This window comes from Plantibacter sp. H53 (assembly GCF_001650455.1).
In the GTDB taxonomy this organism is placed as follows: Bacteria; Actinomycetota; Actinomycetes; order Actinomycetales; family Microbacteriaceae; genus Plantibacter; species Plantibacter flavus_A.
Genome location: NZ_LWCT01000013.1, coordinates 127,521 through 144,624, shown reverse-complemented (window position 1 = coordinate 144,624; position 17,104 = coordinate 127,521). Strand labels below are relative to the sequence as shown.

Below are 17,104 nucleotides of genomic sequence, written 5' to 3'. Positions count from 1 at the left end.
CTACTGCTGCTGCGGCTGCTCGGCACCGATCGTGCGGACGACGACCCCGTGCTCGGCGGTGAAGACCTGCCAGACGCTGCCGCCACCGAGGACGGAGAGCGCCCCCTGCCCGACGACGAGCGCCGTGTTCTCGTCGATCGCGACCCCGCCGTCGACGACCCCGGCCTCCGTCGCGGCGACGAGCCGCCCGAGAGTGCCCCACTGAGCGGCGTGCGCCTCGACGGCGATGTCGACGAGCCCGAGACCGTCGCCGATCGTGACCTCGTCGAGTTCCTCGGACGCCGCCTCGGGGCTCACAGGGACCTCGCCGACACGCCATCCGCCGATGATCGCGTGCTCGGCGGCGATCATCGCGCCGGCCGAGATGCCGAGGTAGGGCAGACCGGACGCGACGAGGCGTCGGATGTCGGTGGCGACCGGCGCGACCGCCTCCGCGTAGGCCGAGGGCAGCCCGCCGCCGACGACGATCCCGTCGACCTCGGCCAGCTGAGCCTGCGCGACCACGCCGCCCTCGCGGACGACCACGCGGATCGCCTCGATCTCACCGGAGCGTGCGACGGCACGTTCCAGGGCGGCGGACTGCTCGAGTCCATCGCCGTCGTGCACGACGACGATCGCGATGCGCGGGGCCAACCGACCGGCGACGACCGCGAGCGCGGCCGCCTCGGCGATGAACGCTGCGTAGACGGTCGACTCGGTCTCTGGGGCGGCCGGACCGCCGAGGAGGAAAACACTCACCCTGAGACCCTACCCGGCACCCCGGATCAGGCGGGGACGATCAGGCCGTGATCGTCGGCAGCGTCGACCAGGGGAAGGATATCCAGCGGTCGACGCGCTTCCACACGTAGTCGGGACGGAGCACCGTCTGCGGCTTCTCGTACAGCGTCACCGTGCGGACCTCCGCGCCGCTCGCCTGCATGAGTTCCAGCACCATCGCGAGCGTGCGACCCGAGTCGGACACGTCGTCGACGAGCAGCAGCCGGCTCCCCGGCAACCCGGCCACGTCGAGCAGCGGCGGGAGCACGACGGGCTCGGGGAGACGCGCGTCGACCCCGGTGTAGAACTCGACGTTCAGCGCGCCGCACGCCTTCACGTCGAGGGCGTAGGCGATGGCACCGGCGAGCAGGAGCCCCCCGCGCGCGATCGCGACGACGGAGTCGGGCCGGAACCCGCTCGCGACGATCGCACTGGACAGTTCGCGGGCCGCGTCACCGAACGTGGGCCAGTCGAGGACCTCTCGCTCCGGGGACGCTGCGCTGGGGTTCTCGGTCGACATCCCCCAACGCTATCCTGCCGGCCGGGCCGCCTGTACCATCCCCACATGGCGCGAGACAGCACGACGACCGGCGGAGCCTCGGCGACCGGATGGCGGACGTCGATCCGTGGGTCGGCAGCTGGTATCACCGCAGGACTCATCGGCTGGTTGTTCCTCGTCGAGATCACGAGCGGTGTCCTGCAGGGCTACTACGTCCCACTCATCCCCGACCTCGTCGAGCACCTGGGCATCCACGACGCGGACTTCAACTGGTTCGAGGCCGCGCAGCTGCTGTTGTCGGCACTCGTCGTCCCTATCCTCGCGAAGCTCGGCGACATGTTCGGACACAAGCGGGTCCTCCTCGTCTCCACCGTGTTGACGGCCGGTGCCAGCTGGTGGCTCGTCGTCGCCGGGGACTTCTGGTCGTTCCTCGCGGCCTGGGCGCTGCAGGGCTTCTACGTCGTCTGGCTGCCCCTCGAGATCGCACTCATCTTCGAGCGGGGCCGTCGCTCCGGCACCGGGGCCTCGCAGACCCGGCGGGCCGCCGGCCTCCTCGTCGTGGCGCTCGAGGCCGGGGCCATCATCGGTGCGCTGTCGAGTGGACGCATCCTCACCGCCCTCGGCGGCGACATCCCACTCACGATGATGCTGCCGGCCGTCGCGGTGACCCTCGTCTTCTTCGCCATCCTGTTCGGCGTCCCCGAGTCCGAACCCCTGCCGGGCAGGACCCTGGATTTCGCGGGCTTCGTGCTCCTCAGCCTCGCGCTCCTCCTCATCACCTCGGGGCTCACCTTCCTGCGACTCAACGGTCCGCAGACGTGGTGGGTGTGGGGGCTCATCGCGATCGGCGTGCTCGCGTTCCTGCCGTTCGGGCGTCATGAACTGCGGCAGCCCGACCCGGCGATCGACCTCCGGGTGCTCCGGCAACCCAACATGTGGCCGGTGCAACTGACCGCGGGGCTCATCGGGATCAGCCTGCTCGGCGCCCAGGCCCCGCTCAGCACCTATGCGGGGACACCGCGGGAGAACGGATACGGCCTCGGGCTCGACGCCGGTGACATCTCCACGCTCATCGGCGCCTACCTGATCTCGATGATCGTCGGTGCGCTCCTGTTCCCACTCGTGTCGCGCTGGGCGACGCCTCGGATCGCGCTCATCGTCGCCGCCTCACTCGTCGCGGTCGGGTACCTGCTGTTCCTCCCGTTCCACCTCGAGACGTGGCAGGTCTTCCTGAACATGGCGATCGCGGGTCTCGGCTCCGGTGCCCTCGTCGGCGCCATGCCGGCTGCGGCTGCGGCCGCCGCACCGCGCGGGCAGACGGGCGTCGCGTCGGCACTGACCAACACGACGAAGACGATCGGTGGCTCCTTCGCCTCGGCCGTCTTCGGCGTGGTCCTGTTCGCCGGCGCCGCGCAGGCCGTCACGGCCGGAGCGTCGAGCCTGTCCGGCTATCTCACGGTCTGGGCGATCTGCGGGGCGGGCGCGCTCGTCGCCGCCGTCCTGCTCTGCTTCGTCCCGAAACTCGCCTTCGCGGACGCGGCCCCGGTCGACACAGGACCCGAGCCACGCATCGATCCCGCTGCTGAGCACCCGACCGGTCACTGACCTCCCGACCGGTCCCTGAGCCCCCGACCGGTCCCTGAGCCTGTCGAACGGTTACTCCGCGACGCGCAACGGCCCCTTCGCCAGGCGGTACGGGGCGGCCTGGGCGACCGGCTTGATCGTGATGAGGTCGAGGTTGACGTGCGGCGGCAGCGAGGTCGCGTGGACGATGGCCTCGGCGACGTCGTCGGCCGAGAGCGGATCCGGCACGTCCTCGTAGACGGCGTCGGCGCGGTCCTGGTCGCCACCGAAGCGCACGAGCGAGAACTCCTCCGTGTGCACCATGCCCGGCGCCACCTCGATCACCCGGATCGGTTCGCCGTTGAGCTCGAGCCGCAGCACCTCGAAGAGCGCGCGCTCCGCGAACTTCGCCGCGTTGTACCCGCCGCCACCCACGTAGGCGACGTGGCCCGCGATCGAGGTGACACCGACGATGGTGGCGGCACCACCCTCCGGGATGCTCCGACGGAGGATCGGCAGGAGCGCCTGGACCACGCGCTTCGTGCCGAGGACGTTGATGTCGAACATGCGCCGCCAGTCCTCCGCGTCGCCGTCCTCGACGGACGCGAGGCCGAAGGCACCGCCCGCGTTGTTGACGAGCGCCTGGGCGCCGCCGAGCTCCTCCACCTGGGCGGCGAGCGCGTCGACGTCCGCCTGCACGGTCAGGTCGGCGACGACCGCGGTGCCGCCGATGTCCGCGACGAGCGCCTCCAGCCGCTCCGCACGGCGGGCCACCGCCACGACCTCCCAACCGTCGGCCGCGAAACGCCTCGCCGTCGCCTCCCCGATCCCTGAACTCGCACCGGTCACCACCACACGTCTCGTCGTCATGCCTCCAGGGTAGCCACCGGGCCGAGCCGTTACGCCGTGTGTCCGCGCGGTTGGCGCGTGCAGGCGGGGCCGGTAGCCTCGGGGTCACGACGGAGCACCACCCGGAGCCACGCCCGGCGACATCGCTGTCGGACCGAGCGGCCTCACCGGCGGCACCCATCACCCGAGCAGCACCGACCACCCGAGCAGAGGGGACCATCCACCATGAGCGATGCCACGAACGACTGGAAGTTCGAGACGAAGCAGATCCACTCCGGAGCAGCGCCCGACCCGGTCACGAAGGCTCGGGCCACGCCGATCTACCAGACCACGAGCTACGTGTTCGACAACGCCGACCACGCCAAGAACCTCTTCGCCCTCGCGGAGTTCGGCAACATCTACACGCGCATCCAGAACCCGACGCAGGCCGTCGTCGAGGAGCGCCTCAGCGCGCTCGAGGGCGGCAGCGGCGCCCTCCTCCTCGCCTCCGGGCAGGCGGCGGAGGCCTCGGCGGTCCTCAACATCGCGCAGGCGGGCGACCACATCGTGTCGTCCTCGTCGATCTACGGCGGCACGTACAACCTCTTCAAGTACACGCTCGCGAAGCTCGGCATCGAGACCACCTTCGTGGAGAACCAGGACGACGCCGAGGAGTGGCGGCGTGCGGTGCGCCCGAACACGAAGCTGTTCTTCGCGGAGACCATCGGCAACCCGAAGATCAACATCCTCGACATCCGCCTCGTCGCCGACGTCGCACACGAGGCCGGCGTCCCGCTGATCGTCGACAACACGATCGCCACGCCGTACCTCATCCGACCCTTCGAGCACGGAGCAGACATCATCGTCCACTCGGCGACGAAGTTCCTCGGCGGTCACGGCACGGTCATCGGCGGGGTCATCGTCGACGGCGGCACCTTCTCCTGGACCGGGCACGCGGACAAGTTCCCAGGCCTCACGACGCCGGACCCCTCGTACCACGGGGCGGTCTACACCGACGCCGTGGGCGACTCGCTCGCCTACATCATCAAGGCGCGCGTGCAGCTCCTGCGCGACCTGGGTGCGGCCATCGCCCCGGCGAGCGCCTGGCAGCTCATCCAGGGCATCGAGACGCTCAGCCTCCGCATCGAGCGCCACGTGCAGAACGCCCAGCAGGTCGCCGAGTGGCTCGACGCCCACCCCGACATCGCCAGCGTCAACTACTCGGGGCTGCCGTCCAGCCCCTGGTACGCGGCTGCCAACCAGTACGCGCCGAAGGGCGTCGGAGCGGTCCTGTCGTTCGAGCTGAAGGGCGGGGTCGACGCCGGCCGCGCCTTCGTGAACTCCCTGCAGTTGTTCTCACACCTCGCGAACATCGGCGACGTCCGTTCGCTCGTCATCCACCCGGCGTCGACGACGCACTCGCAACTCACCCCGGAGCAGCAGCTCACGGCCGGCGTCACCCCCGGGCTCGTGCGGCTCTCGGTGGGACTCGAGAACATCGACGACATCACGGCCGACCTCCAGGCCGGTCTGACCGCAGCGAAGCAGGTCGTCGAGGCCGCCCGGGTCTGAGCCCGTCCCGAGGCGTCTCCCTCCCGGGTTGCGCCAGCGCGGTGCGCTGACGCGAGCGCACCCCACGACCGCGAGCGCGGGTCTCCAGAGACCCGCGCTCGCGTCGTTCGTTGCGCAGTCGGGCCGGTTCCCCGTCACTCGAGCCCGTTCCCCGTCACTCGAGCCCGTTCCGGCGCGCCGAGGCCGACGGGAGCACACTCGCGTCAGCGCACCGCGCTGACCTCGACCGATCGGGTGACGTAACACGGCCGGTCGACGCTCGCGGGCACGCCACAATGGAGACCTATGGACTGGCAGACCCCGGAAGACAGCGTGCCCTCCCGCTTCGTGACCGAAGCCGAGGTCGGCGCTCTGCTCGCGAACCCGCCCTCGAGCGGCGCCTGGCGCGACGGCGATCGGCCGGGCGACCGACTCTTCGCCCCACTCGGCCGCCTCGACTTCGAGCACGGCGGGAGCATCCCGCACGCCAGACTCGCCTACGAGACCTGGGGCACGCTCGACGACGACGGCGGCAACGCGGTCCTCGTCCTCCATGCGCTCACGGGAGACAGCCACGTCCTCGGTGGCGCCGGCAACGGGCATGCGACCGCCGGGTGGTGGGCCGGCATCGTCGGTCCGGGACTCGCCGTCGACACGGACCGCTGGTTCGTCGTCGCGCCGAACATGATCGGCGGCTGCCAGGGCAGCACCGGCCCCTCCTCCTTCGCGCCCGACGGCGTCGAGTGGGGTTCGCGGTTCCCGTACACCTCGATCCGCGACCAGGTCGAGGCCCAGCACCGACTGCTCGGCCACCTCGGACTCGACCGCTGGGCCGCGGTGATCGGCGGGTCGATGGGCGGCATGCACGCACTCGAGTGGGCCGCCACCCACCCCGAGCTCGTCGACCGACTGGCCGTGATCGCCGCACCCCCGGTCACGACGGCGGACCAGATCTCCCTGAACTTCGTGCAGCTCGAAGCGGTCCGGACGGACCCGCACTTCCAGGGAGGCGACTACTACGACGCCCCGGACGGTGAGGGCCCGCACCGCGGCCTCGCCCTCGCCCGACGGATGGCTCTGCTCAACTACCGCAGCCCGGGTGAGTTGAACGCCCGCTTCGAACGCAGCTGGCAGTCGAGTGTGAGCCCGCTCGGGCATGGTGGACGCTTCGCCGTCGAGTCCTACCTCGACTTCCACGGCAATAAGTTCACCCGACGCTTCGACGCCGGGAGCTATGTGACCCTCGTCGAGGCGATGAACTCGCACGACGTCGGACGCGATCGCGGCGGCGTCGGCGCGGCGCTGCGGGCCTACGCCGGTCCGTCGCTCGTGCTCGGGATCGACAGCGACCGGCTCTTCCCGGTCAGTGGGCAGGAGGAGATCGCCCTCCACCTCGCCGGCAACCTCGACGGCACCCGACCGTCGGTCCTCCGGTCCGATTTCGGCCACGACGGCTTCCTCATCGAGAACGCGCTGGTCGCGCCGCATCTCAGCCGGCTCCTCGCCGTCTGACAGCCGCGCTCCGTCTGTCCGACAACCGTTCCGTGGCGCCCGTGTCACCCGATAAGGTGACTCCTCAGAGGAGCGTGAGCATGGATCGGGTGGCGAGGACCCAGCGACGGCTGCTGCTGCGTACGACGCGCCTCTTCGGGCTCGCGGGCTGCGTCACGGCCGCGATGATCCTCAGCGTCCCGGGCGTCGTCTCGGGCGGTCGGTACGCCGTCCTCCTCGTCCTCGTCGCCGTCCTCGCCCTCACCCACGTGGCCGCCGAGCAGTACGACGGTCAGCGGTGGGTCCTGCTGGTGTTCCTCGTCGGTGTCGGCGTCGTCGTCGTCATCGGTCTGTCCGACGGGAACACCGGCCAGGTCGGCTCCGCGAGCGCGATCGCCGCGATCACCTCCCTCGGGATGGGTGCTGTCGCGGCCCGACTGGTGCCGATCCGTCGCACCTGGCCGCTGCTCCTGACCGCGTTCGTCGTGACGGCGGTCACCATCGTCGTCGTCACCGGGCCCACCGCGCTCACGATCCCGACCATCGGCCTGACCGCGGTCGTGTGGATCGCGATCGGCGCCTTCGGCGGGTGGCTCGACACGAGCATCCCCCGACTCATCCGTCGGGTCGACACCATCGGCAACGCCTACAACGCTGAGCGGCTCGCGAGTCAGGCCGAGTCGCAACGGCGACAGGACGCACGCCTCCTGCACGACACCGCACTCGCGACCCTCACCATGCTCGCCCACTCCGGTCGGGGCGTCGATGGCGCCGCCCTCCGCTCGCAGGCCGGGAACGATGCGCATCTGCTCCGCAGCCTCCGCCTCGGCGAGGAGCTGACCCCCGTCTCCTCCGGCTCGTACATCCTGCAGCGCGGTGTCGACTTCACCCTCGACGAAGGGATCGAGGCCGTGACGGACCGGTTCGCCGGGCTCGGCCTCACGGTCAACGTCTACGGCGGTGGACAGGCGAACCTCGACCCACGCGTGCGCGAGGCGTTCCTCCTCGCTCTCGGGGAGTGCCTGGAGAACGTCCGGCGTCACTCCGGCGTGGATTCGGCCGACGTCACGGTGTCGATCGACGAGCTGACGGCCCGACTCCTCATCACCGACACCGGCACCGGGTTCGACCCGTCGGCAGTGCCGGACGGCCATCTCGGCGTCGCGGAATCGGTCGTCGCGCGCATTCAGGAGGTCGGCGGACAGGCGCGCGTCTTCTCCGCCCCCGGGGCCGGGACGACGGTCATCCTGGAGGTCCCGCAAGCATGAGTGTCGACGCCCTCGAGGAGGCCACCGGACCGACCCGTCGCTACCGTCATCGTCGCGCCATCGACCGGCAGCGTTCGTCACTCGGAACGACACAGCTGGGCATCGGTCTCTCGGTGTCCGGCGTCATCCTCGTCGTCTACGCCGCGATCCGCTTCGTCAGCTCGGTCCACCACTACCCGCGACCACTGCTCAGCGTCGTCGCCTGGCTGCTGCTCACCGCGGCGATCGTGTCGACCTTCCTCCTCCTCCGCCGCTCCGCGTTCCACCTCTCGGATCGGCTGTTCGTCGCGCTGCTGATCCAGCTGGTGGTGGTCGCCGCGCTCGACCTGGCGAGCGTCTGGAGTCGCGACGCCGTGGGCGTCTATCCGACGGCGGCCGCGGCGGTCGGCGGCGTCCTGCTCGCGGTCGTCACCCTCCGCCCGGTGCGCGACGTCGCCGCCGCGACCGTGGTGCTCGGGCTGATGCTCGTGGGCTCGATCCTCACCGTCACGCGGACCCAGACCGCGACCCTCGGTGCGGAGCTGCTCTTCGCCGCGGTCGCCGTCGTCCCACCGCTCATCGCCTGCGCGATCGTCTCCCAGTACCGCCGGATCGTCCGCCTCGAACTCGACCGGGTCATGGTCGCCTCCACCGTCGCGAGCGTCCGGGACGCACTCGGGTTCTTCGACTCGGAGGAACTCGTGACCCTCGACCTCGAAGCGGAGGAGCTGTTCGTCGGTGTCGCCGACGGCTCGGTCGACCTCCCGCTCAGCCCCGAGCTCGCGGCGCGCGCCTCCCGCCTCGCGACCGAGCTTCGGCGTCATCTCATGTCCGAGGGCAAGGAGTCCTGGCTCGAGCACGCGTTCCAGGAGTCGTCCGTGTTGTCGGACAGCGCGACCCTGCGCGACCCCGAGCGACTTGCGACGTATCTCGCAACGGATCAGCGGGATGGACTGCTCTCTGCAGTATGGTTGCTCCTCGGGGAAGCAGATGCGCAGAGTGCCAGAGCTGTGCTGACGCTCGGACCGGTCGACCGCTCCGAACGACCGGGCCGATCAGGTGCGCTCGTCATCCCGATCGTCCTCGAAGCGGTCGGAGTGCAACGCGCCAAGGTGGATCCCGCGGTGTGGGAAGCGCTCGGACGAGTGGGCAGCTCTACGGACACGTACCAGAAATCCCGGATCAGGATCGAGATCGACAGCACCGTCGACAATCCTGCTGCGGGCCAGCGGAAAGGGGAACGTCAATGACGTCACAGGAGTCTCGCATCAGGGTCGGCATCGTCGATGACCACCGGATGCTGCTCGGTGCGCTCACCGAGTGGATCAGGAGCGTCGCCGACGACATCGAACTCGTCGTCGTGACCCCGTCCTGGCCGGAGCTGCTGACGCACCCCGCCTTCCCCGTCGACGTCCTGCTGCTCGACGTCGACCTCAAGGACAATGTGCCGGTCGCCGTGAAGCTCGCGACGCTGAAGACCACGGGCGTCACGACCGTCCTCATGAGCACCTACAGCGACCCGGCAGTGGTCCGTGAAGCCCTGGCCGCGGGCGCTCTGGGCTACCTCGCGAAGAGCGAGGACGCCGAGACCATCGTGCACGCCCTGCGTGCGGCGTCACGCGGCGAGTCCTACATCTCCCCCGAGCTCGACCTCGCCCTCGCGAGCGGAGCCTCCGGGACCGGCCCCCGCCTCAGCGCGCAGGAGCGTCGTGTCATGGCGCTGTACGCCGCCGGTGAGCCCGTGAAGATGGTCGCCGAGAGCCTCGGCATCTCCGACGAGACCGCGAAGAGCTACCTCAAGCGCATCCGCGAGAAGTACCGCAACGCCGGCATCGACGTCGGTACCAAGGTCGCCCTGCGCAAGCGGGCGATCCTCGACGGCATCATCGTCGACTAGCAGCGCGGTGCGCTGACGCGAGCGCGCGGGTGTCGGCGTCAGCGCGGTGCGCTGACGCGAGACCGCACGGTGCGGCGTGAGCGCCACTCGGATACGTGAGCGCGGGTCTCCGGAGACCCGCGCTCACGCGTATGGGGCGCGCTCGCGTGAGCGCACCGCGCTGGCACTACGCCAGACCGCACCCCACGGGCCGGGATGGGCGACGGGTATCGGTCAGACGGGGATCGGAGCCGTCGGCGGGTTGCGGTCCGCGATCCGGCGTTCCTCGGCGTCGTTCGCCCGCAGGAGTTCGCGACGAAGCTGCCGACGTTCGACCGTGAAGCTCGTGATGACGATCCCGAGGCCGATCACGGTCAGCACCACACCGGTCCAGACCGGGGCGAGGTAGCCGAGGCCACCGGCGATGACCACACCGCCGAGGAAGGCCCCGAGCGCGTTGCCGATGTTGAGCGCCGAGTGGTTGAGCGCTGCAGCGAGGGACTGGCTGTCGCCGGCGACGTCCATGAGCCTCGTCTGGATGGCCGGGCCGAGGCCCTGCGACGCGAAGCCGACGGCGAAGACGAACAGGAACATCGTCGGAGTCCACGTCGCGGTGAGTGCCAGGGCCGTCAGGACCACGATCATGAGCGCGAAGAAGACGATCAGGGCCCGCCTCACCCCACGGTCCGCGAGATGCCCACCGACCAGGTTGCCGATCGTCATGCCGACCCCCATGGTCGCGAGCGCCCATGGGACGAGTGTCGCCGACTCCTCCGCGACCTCGGTCACGAGAGGCGCGAGATAGCTGTACACGGCGAAGAGCCCGCCGAACCCGATCGACCCGAACCCGAGCACGAACCACACCTGGCCGCGCCGGAAGACGCGGAGTTCACGACGCATCGTCTGCTGCGGGTTGCCCGCCTGCACCGGCACGGCGAACCAGATGGTCACGGTCGCGAGCGCGAAGATGCCGGTGACGATGAGGTAGGCGGAGCGCCATCCGAACTCCTGGCCCACCCAGGTCGCGAACGGCACGCCCACGACGTTGGCGATCGTCAGCCCGGTCATGACGAGCGCGACGCCCTTGCCGCGCTTCCCCGGCCCCATGAGACTCGCGGCGACGAGGGCGGCCATGCCGAAGTAGGCGCCGTGCGGCAGCGCCGCGACGAACCGGGCGAGGAGGACAAGGCCGAAGCTCGGCAGGACCGCCGACGCGAGCGTGCCGACGGTGAACGCGACGCCCAACCAGAGCAGGACGGTCTTGCGCCGGTACCGCGCGACGAGCGCGGCGATCGTCGGCGCACCGACGACGACGCCGAGCGCGTACGCCGTGATCAACCAGGCGGCCTGCGCGTTCGCCTGTTCCTGGCTGCGAGCAGCCAGCTCTGGCAGGAGGTCGGTCGCGATGTTCGGCAGCAGACCCATCGCCACGAACTCGGTCGTGCCGATGCCGAAGGCCCCGACGGCGAGCGCGAGGATGGCAAGACGAACACGGGTCGGCGACAGCTGCGTCGACCCGTCCAGGATGGTGGGCATGGATCGAGTGTACGGGAATCCTCGAATCGATTCGAGTCCCGACCGACGAAACCCGACGACCGCCTCCCGATGGGCTCAGCCGTCGTTCTCGAGCGCGGCGTCGAGCCGGTCGAGCTTGGCGGTCAGCTCACCCGTGTAGCCGGGGCGGATGTCGGCCTTCAGCACGAGCGAGACCCGGCTGCCATAGGCGCCGACCGCCTCGGTGGCGTCCTTGATGACCGCGAACACCTCGTCCCACTCCCCCTCGATGGTCGTGAACATGGAGTCGGTCCGGTTGGGCAGGCCGGACTCGCGGACGATCCGCACGGCCGCGGCGACCGCATCGTGGACGGAACCGTCCGAGTTGCCGGTGCCGCTGGGGGCGACGGAGAAGGCGACGAGCATGGTCACTCCTTGTGGGTTCGAGCGGGGACGGGGATGGAGACCGAGGAGACGTCCTCGTCGTGGCGGTGCGGCGAGAACAACGCGTGGACGGCCCAGCCGGCGAGGACCAGGTAGGCGAGGTTGCGGACCGTCAGCACCGTCACGAGGACCGGGTCGACGTTGAGCAACCACAGGTACAAGTAGGGGTAGACGAGCTGCGTGAGCGCGGCGATCATCAACGCGAGGACGGCCGGCGCGAGGAAACGCCGACGCTGCAGGACGATCCCGAGGATCACCGGTGCAGCCAACCACATCGCGAACTGCGGCGACCCGACCTTGTTGAAGATGATGAGCGTGAGCACGAAGAGGAGCGACAACGGCGCGAGCACCTGCACGAGCGGGCGTCCGGACCGCACCGCGAGTACCCCGAGGAGCACCGCGCCGGCGACGGCGAGGCCGAGGAGCGGCGTCATGACGGCGATCGCGGTGTCGACGCCCGGGCCCGTCACCTGGAAGGTCAGGATGTCGCGGTCGTAGTAGACGAAGCTCTGCGGGACCCCCAGGACGGCGAGCCACAGGTAGGCGTTGCCGATGGGCGACTCGATCTGGAGACCACGTCCGGTCTGCTCCGTCACGAAGCTGACCGCGTTCGCACCGCCGAGCACGAGGCCGACCCCGAGGACCACGACCGACGTCGCCGCCGCCGCGATCAGCACCTGTCCGCGGTGGCGGTGCGCCAGGACGATCGCGCCGATCAGGGCCGCCGGCCAGATCTTCATCCAGGCGGCGAGCGTCAGGAGGACCGCGGCGACCCGCGGGCGGCCGGCGACCCAGAGGAGCCCGACGATCGCGATGGGGACGGTCACGGAGTCGATCCGGGCGAGCGCGATCGGTCCGAGCAGGAGGAGGAACGCGAGCCACCACCATGCCGCGATCAACCGTGGGCGCGAGTGGCCGTTGCCGAGGAGGACCGCGAACGCCCCGGCGTTCATCGCGGTCACCAGCAGGAGCCAGCCGACGCCGTACCCGGCGCTGCCGAGCAGCAGCGGGATCAGCATCGGGACGATCGCGAGGATCGGATAGACCCAGGGCTCGTCGATGGCGGGGATCGGGCCGCCGGATGTCGCCTGTTCGACCCACGGCCGGTACACGAGGACGACGTCGCCGAGCGGGAGACCCTCCGCCACGAGGCACAGCCACCCGACGAGGAGGTGCACGAGGCCGAACCCGCACCAGAGGAGCCAACGCCGCATCACGTGGACCATCCTAGGCTCGCGCCGCCTGTGGAACCCGTCCGCCACTCGCTCGACGCCCGAGCGGGTCGGGTCCGCGAGCCTGCTGATCAGTACCCGCTGAAGGCGTCGGTGCGGACGTGTCCGACGCCGATCCCGCGCAGGGCGGGCTTCAGGGCCTCGATCATCGCGGGCGGCCCGGAGATGAAGACCTCACGCTCGGCCAGATCCGGGACGGCCTCGGCGAGGCGCTCGTGGTCGAGGCGCCCGGGTCCGAGGCCACGCCAGCCGTCCGGCAGCCGGACGTCGTCCGTCGGTCCCACGACGAGCACCGGTGTCCCCCAGATCTCGAGCTCGGCCGCGTAGGCGAGCTCCTGCGCGTCTGACACGACGTAGACGAGGACGACGTCACGCTTGTCGGTGCGGAGGTGCAGGCGGGACAGCTGACTGGCGAACGGGGTGATCCCGATGCCGGCGGCGATGAGCAGGATCGGCTTGCTCGCGTCCTTCGGCAGGACGAAGTCGCCCCACACGCCGGTCGCCGAGAGGCTCGCGCCGACCGGCAGCGCACTCAGCGCCCGTTTGAAGCTACTGGCCCGCTCGGGCACACGCATCGCCACGCGGATCGTGCGGTCGTCGTCGGGTGGCGAGGAGATGCTGAAGACGCGCCTCGAGCCGCGGACGTCGGCTCCGCGGTGCGGCAACGACAGCTCGAGGTACTGGCCGGCCGCGAACGGGATCGTCCGCTTCGAGCTGAACCGGTACTCGACCGCCGTCGGGGTGAGGGCGCGGGTGCCTTCGAGCGTCAGACGCATCCCCCGACGACGGGCGACGGCGAACGCGAGCACGTTGCCGACGATGAGCGCGAGCTCCGGGGTCGACGCCACCTGGCCGAGCATGAACGGGATGGAGAACAGCACCGCGACGATCGCCGCCTCGGCGAGCTGCTGCCAGCGCCGCGGCGGGAGCGTGAGCGGCTCGGTGAGCATGAACGCCGCGAGGAAGAGGATCGGGTACGACGTGAGCGGAGCCAGCAGTGCCGGTCCCAGTTCTTGACCGCCGGTGACGAGCCGGACGGTGACGAGCGCCCAGGAGAGCACGATGAAGACGAGCGCCATGGTGAGTCGCTTCGTCCGGATGAGGACGAGGCCGCCGAGGATGACCACACCGGGCAGCAGCCACGGGTTGGCGACCCACCAGACCGACGGTGACACGCCCGGGAGGGTGACGTAGCTCGCCAATACGCTCATCACCAGTGCAGCGATGGCCGCCGGATTGAGGACGTGCCGACCCCGGATCGCGAGCAGGTACTTCGACGCCGAGGCGACCGTGGCGGCGAGGGCGATCCAGGCCAGCGCGGCGGTCTCGCTCGTCGGCCACAGGATGAAGAACAGCAGGAGGGAGGTGATGACGGACGACTCGCTGTGCGGCTGCACCTGGAACAGCGCACCGAACAGGCGGTTCGTCAGGTAGCCGACGAGGAGCAGCGTCACCAGGGTGGCGAGGAGCTCGAGCGGCTTGTAGAACACCTGCCCGAACAGCGACAGCACGAAGGCGTAGATCGCGAGGGTGCCGAGTGACAGCGTCACGAGGCGGTACATGGTGACCCGCCCGAGGACGGTGCCGAAGAAGGAGCCGGTACGGCCGTTCATGTGCGGTCTGCTTTCTGGGAGATGGTGCCGACCGGGCTCGGGCCCTGTGGCGCGTGACTCAGGTGAAGAGTTCGCCGGGGAACCCGACGGACCGGTCGGTGAGACCGGACGTGAACATGCGGACGCTCTCGAAGGTGAACGCCTCCGCCAGGGTCTCGTGATCGGTGAAGAACAGCGCGGTGGCCAGTCCGTCGGCCACCATCGCCTCCCGGGCGGTGACCCAGGTCGCCGCGACGGTCCTCGTCGGTTCGCCGGTCCGGCCGTCGATGACGTGGTGGAGGCCGTCGCCCCAGGCACGACGATTGGTGGCGGAGGCGCAGAGGGCTCCGTCGTCGATCGTCGCGACCCCGATGGCCTTGCTGGGATCGTACGGATGCTCGAGCGCGATGCGGAGCGGGTCCGACGTGCGGGACCCGTGCTCGTGACGCAGGTCGCCCGAGGCGTCGACCGTGAAGGACTCGTGGCCGTGGCTGCGGAGGAGGTCCGCGACGAGGTCGACGAGCCGCCCCTTGCCGGCCGCACCGATGTCGATCACGAGCGGAACGCTCGTCTCGAGCACCTCGCCGTCCCACCGGGCCACGTCGTCCCAGTGCGGGGCGGCCACCGCCGGGCCCTGGGGGACGAGCGAGTAGGAGGCGTCGTAGCCGAGCCGTTCGAGCGAGGTGCCGATGAACGGCGTCACGGCTCCGGCGGTGGCATCGTGCAGACGCCGGTACGTGTCGAGCAGTGCGACCGCGTCCTCGCGCGCGTCGTCGGGGAAGGCGGTCGAGACCGGGCCGGCGGCGAACCGCGCGATGAACGCGTCGTCCCGGAACCTCGACCAGGTCCGGTCGAACCGGTCGATGCACGTGGCGACGGCCTCGGCGGTCTCGGGCTCGAGCGGCAGAGCCGTGTCGAGCTCCCATCCGGTGCCGATCGCCTCGAAGCGCAGTGTCGTCTCGCTCATCGTCGGTCCGGCCCCGCGGCTCAGCCCTTCGCTTCGGTCTTGATCGTGTCGATGGCCGCGTTGAAGCCGCCGCTCGTGAGCGAGGAACCGGCGACCTTGGAGACCTTGAGGCTGTCGATGTCCTTGCCGACCACCTCGGCGGCGATCCCGGAGATGAACTCCGCCTGGTAGCGCTTGCTGTTCGCGCTCTCGGCGTGCGAGACGACGTCGACCGCCGTGACCGTGTCCGCGGCGAGGGTGACGGTCACCGTGATCGACTCGGTGCCGTTCGGCGACTGGTAGCTGCCGTCCGCGGTGTAGGAGCCGTCCTGGTAGTCGGTGGCGCCCGAGCCCGCCGCGGCGTCGGTGGAGGTGGTCGCCTCCGGCGCCGCCGTGCTCTTCGTCTCGGGCGACGTGGTTGTGGTCGAACTGCCGGCGTCGGCCGCCGAGCAACCGGCCAGGCTGCCGACGAGGGTGAGGCCGGTCAGTGCCGCGAACGTCGTCTTCTTCGCCGCCACGGACAGCCGTGGCGTGCGGACGGGAGGCTGGGTGGTGGTGGGGTTGCGCATCGTTCAATCTCCTCGGGCGATGTGTGGGCCGCGGTGCGGCGGCCGCCGCGGCGAGGTCTCCGCCGCGGTGGCACCAGTGTCCTGAGCTTCCCTATGGGCGAGCTATGAGCGTTCTGGGAGTTGTCCTTCGTCCACCGGTGAACGCTCGTTCAGCGGAGGAGACCATCGACGATACCGCGCACCGCTTCGGCCACGTCGAGCGCGGCCAGCGGGCCGTCGGCTGCGGCGGCGTCCCCTGCGGCCGCGTGCAGGAGCACCCCGCTCGCGGCGACGCTCGCCAGGCAGCCGGGGTCGGCGAGCACGCGCTCGGCGTTCGTGGCGACGAGCGCCCCGATGATCCCGGCCAGGGCGTCGCCGGTGCCGGCGGTCGCGAGCCAGGGCGATCCGCCGGAGACCGTGATGGCGTCGCCGTCCGGCGCGACCACGTGGGTCGTGCCGCCCTTCAGCACCACGATGATGCCGAGGCGGGCGGCGACGTCGGCCGCGTACGACACGGGGTCGGCGCGGATGTCCCCGACCTCGGCCGGGCTCCCCAGGCCGCTCAACATGGTCGCCAGTTCACCGACGTGGGGTGTGGCCACGATGCGCCACGACTCGTCGACACCGAACGCCCGCTGGTGGGCACCCGCGGCGACGCGACGGAGCGACCCGGCATCGGCGACGACCGGCTCGCCCCCGTGCAGGGCTGCGTCGAGCAGCGAGCTCTCCTCGCGGGTCAGCTTGCCGGGGTCCATGCCGGAGCCGATGAGCCAGGCCTGCACGCGCCCCTCCGCCGTCACGATCTCGGGACGTCGCTGCAACACGAGGTTCGCCGCTCGGTCCGCTCCGAGGTAGCGGACCATGCCGACGCCGGTGCGGATCGCCGCCTCGACACCGATCACGGCGGCACCCGGGTAGCGGTCGGACCCGGTCACGACACCGAGGACCCCCCGGGAGTACTTGTCCGATTCGGCATCGGGCACGGCGATCCAGTCGCGTGCGTCGGCAGGGGTCCAGAGTCGCGGTTCGGCCATGCC

At 70.5% G+C, this 17,104-nt stretch carries 16 protein-coding genes; 6 read left to right on the top strand and 10 right to left on the bottom strand.

The annotated features are described in order from the left end of the window. Together A4X17_RS08720 and A4X17_RS08715 are read right to left on the bottom strand one after the other, a co-directional pair. Positions 1–738: a Type 1 glutamine amidotransferase-like domain-containing protein gene (locus tag A4X17_RS08720; protein ID WP_064295268.1), complete on the bottom strand. Its 738-nt coding sequence runs from the start codon at positions 736–738 to the stop codon at positions 1–3. Between the two features lie 40 nt (positions 739–778). After that, positions 779–1,276 carry a phosphoribosyltransferase gene (locus A4X17_RS08715; RefSeq protein ID WP_064295267.1) on the bottom strand — a complete coding sequence of 166 codons (498 nt, stop codon included), beginning with the start codon at positions 1,274–1,276 and terminating at the stop codon, positions 779–781. A 45-nt stretch (positions 1,277–1,321) separates the two neighbouring features. Here A4X17_RS08715 and A4X17_RS08710 point away from each other — a divergent pair, with 45 nt between their 5' ends. Beyond that, positions 1,322–2,860 carry an MFS transporter gene (locus A4X17_RS08710; protein ID WP_064295266.1) on the top strand — a complete coding sequence of 513 codons (1,539 nt, stop codon included), beginning with the start codon at positions 1,322–1,324 and terminating at the stop codon, positions 2,858–2,860. A gap of 51 nt (positions 2,861–2,911) precedes the next feature. On the opposite strand, the gene A4X17_RS08705 is transcribed toward A4X17_RS08710, so the two are convergent. Beyond that, on the bottom strand, positions 2,912–3,688 hold the full coding sequence (locus A4X17_RS08705; RefSeq protein ID WP_197479044.1) for an SDR family oxidoreductase: 777 nt from the start codon (positions 3,686–3,688) through the stop codon (positions 2,912–2,914). A 204-nt stretch (positions 3,689–3,892) separates the two neighbouring features. Here A4X17_RS08705 and A4X17_RS08700 point away from each other — a divergent pair, with 204 nt between their 5' ends. From A4X17_RS08700 to A4X17_RS08680, 5 genes are all read left to right on the top strand, one after another. Then, positions 3,893–5,218, top strand: coding sequence for a bifunctional o-acetylhomoserine/o-acetylserine sulfhydrylase (locus tag A4X17_RS08700; protein ID WP_064295265.1), 1,326 nt, complete (start codon positions 3,893–3,895; stop codon positions 5,216–5,218). Positions 5,219–5,503: 285 nt separating this feature from the next. After that, positions 5,504–6,709, top strand: coding sequence for a homoserine O-acetyltransferase (locus A4X17_RS08695; protein ID WP_064295264.1), 1,206 nt, complete (start codon positions 5,504–5,506; stop codon positions 6,707–6,709). An 89-nt stretch (positions 6,710–6,798) separates the two neighbouring features. Further along, a complete protein-coding gene (locus A4X17_RS08690) occupies positions 6,799–7,956 on the top strand; it encodes a sensor histidine kinase (protein ID WP_139205503.1) in 1,158 nt (385 codons plus the stop codon). Beyond that, a complete protein-coding gene (locus A4X17_RS08685; protein WP_064295262.1) occupies positions 7,953–9,185 on the top strand; it encodes a hypothetical protein in 1,233 nt (410 codons plus the stop codon). Before A4X17_RS08690 ends, A4X17_RS08685 begins: the two co-directional genes overlap by 4 nt. Beyond that, a complete protein-coding gene (locus tag A4X17_RS08680) occupies positions 9,182–9,832 on the top strand; it encodes a response regulator transcription factor (RefSeq protein ID WP_056012577.1) in 651 nt (216 codons plus the stop codon). The genes A4X17_RS08685 and A4X17_RS08680 overlap by 4 nt, the downstream gene beginning before the upstream one ends. Before the next feature lie 213 nt (positions 9,833–10,045). On the opposite strand, the gene A4X17_RS08675 is transcribed toward A4X17_RS08680, so the two are convergent. From A4X17_RS08675 to A4X17_RS08645, 7 genes are all read right to left on the bottom strand, one after another. Further along, positions 10,046–11,347, bottom strand: coding sequence for an MFS transporter (locus tag A4X17_RS08675; protein ID WP_064295261.1), 1,302 nt, complete (start codon positions 11,345–11,347; stop codon positions 10,046–10,048). A gap of 75 nt (positions 11,348–11,422) precedes the next feature. Further along, positions 11,423–11,731, bottom strand: coding sequence for a thiamine-binding protein (locus A4X17_RS08670; RefSeq protein ID WP_064295260.1), 309 nt, complete (start codon positions 11,729–11,731; stop codon positions 11,423–11,425). A 2-nt stretch (positions 11,732–11,733) separates the two neighbouring features. After that, positions 11,734–12,963 carry a glycosyltransferase 87 family protein gene (locus A4X17_RS08665; RefSeq protein ID WP_064295259.1) on the bottom strand — a complete coding sequence of 410 codons (1,230 nt, stop codon included), beginning with the start codon at positions 12,961–12,963 and terminating at the stop codon, positions 11,734–11,736. Between the two features lie 89 nt (positions 12,964–13,052). Then, positions 13,053–14,594 (bottom strand): FAD-dependent oxidoreductase, encoded by a 1,542-nt coding sequence (locus A4X17_RS08660; RefSeq protein ID WP_064295258.1) that lies wholly within the window; start codon positions 14,592–14,594, stop codon positions 13,053–13,055. Positions 14,595–14,652: 58 nt separating this feature from the next. Continuing rightward, positions 14,653–15,540, bottom strand: coding sequence for an FAD:protein FMN transferase (locus A4X17_RS08655; RefSeq protein WP_064295257.1), 888 nt, complete (start codon positions 15,538–15,540; stop codon positions 14,653–14,655). Positions 15,541–15,560: 20 nt separating this feature from the next. Beyond that, positions 15,561–16,088 (bottom strand): FMN-binding protein, encoded by a 528-nt coding sequence (locus tag A4X17_RS08650; RefSeq protein ID WP_157583405.1) that lies wholly within the window; start codon positions 16,086–16,088, stop codon positions 15,561–15,563. Between the two features lie 149 nt (positions 16,089–16,237). Continuing rightward, a complete protein-coding gene (locus tag A4X17_RS08645; RefSeq protein WP_064295256.1) occupies positions 16,238–17,101 on the bottom strand; it encodes an ADP/ATP-dependent (S)-NAD(P)H-hydrate dehydratase in 864 nt (287 codons plus the stop codon). Positions 17,102–17,104: the final 3 nt, after the last annotated feature.

What these genes read in the sequence shown, in the direction of transcription:
- A4X17_RS08675 (WP_064295261.1), bottom strand. Translation starts at nt 11,347, where the DNA reads ATGCCCACCATCCTGGACGGGTCGACGCAGCTGTCGCCGACCCGTGTT.
- A4X17_RS08645 (WP_064295256.1), bottom strand. Translation starts at nt 17,101, where the DNA reads ATGGCCGAACCGCGACTCTGGACCCCTGCCGACGCACGCGACTGGATC.
- A4X17_RS08660 (WP_064295258.1), bottom strand. Translation starts at nt 14,594, where the DNA reads ATGAACGGCCGTACCGGCTCCTTCTTCGGCACCGTCCTCGGGCGGGTC.
- A4X17_RS08670 (WP_064295260.1), bottom strand. Translation starts at nt 11,731, where the DNA reads ATGCTCGTCGCCTTCTCCGTCGCCCCCAGCGGCACCGGCAACTCGGAC.
- A4X17_RS08655 (WP_064295257.1), bottom strand. Translation starts at nt 15,540, where the DNA reads ATGAGCGAGACGACACTGCGCTTCGAGGCGATCGGCACCGGATGGGAG.
- A4X17_RS08650 (WP_157583405.1), bottom strand. Translation starts at nt 16,088, where the DNA reads ATGCGCAACCCCACCACCACCCAGCCTCCCGTCCGCACGCCACGGCTG.
- A4X17_RS08680 (WP_056012577.1), top strand. Translation starts at nt 9,182, where the DNA reads ATGACGTCACAGGAGTCTCGCATCAGGGTCGGCATCGTCGATGACCAC.
- A4X17_RS08695 (WP_064295264.1), top strand. Translation starts at nt 5,504, where the DNA reads ATGGACTGGCAGACCCCGGAAGACAGCGTGCCCTCCCGCTTCGTGACC.
- A4X17_RS08710 (WP_064295266.1), top strand. Translation starts at nt 1,322, where the DNA reads ATGGCGCGAGACAGCACGACGACCGGCGGAGCCTCGGCGACCGGATGG.
- A4X17_RS08685 (WP_064295262.1), top strand. Translation starts at nt 7,953, where the DNA reads ATGAGTGTCGACGCCCTCGAGGAGGCCACCGGACCGACCCGTCGCTAC.
- A4X17_RS08715 (WP_064295267.1), bottom strand. Translation starts at nt 1,276, where the DNA reads ATGTCGACCGAGAACCCCAGCGCAGCGTCCCCGGAGCGAGAGGTCCTC.
- A4X17_RS08665 (WP_064295259.1), bottom strand. Translation starts at nt 12,963, where the DNA reads ATGCGGCGTTGGCTCCTCTGGTGCGGGTTCGGCCTCGTGCACCTCCTC.
- A4X17_RS08705 (WP_197479044.1), bottom strand. Translation starts at nt 3,688, where the DNA reads ATGACGACGAGACGTGTGGTGGTGACCGGTGCGAGTTCAGGGATCGGG.
- A4X17_RS08700 (WP_064295265.1), top strand. Translation starts at nt 3,893, where the DNA reads ATGAGCGATGCCACGAACGACTGGAAGTTCGAGACGAAGCAGATCCAC.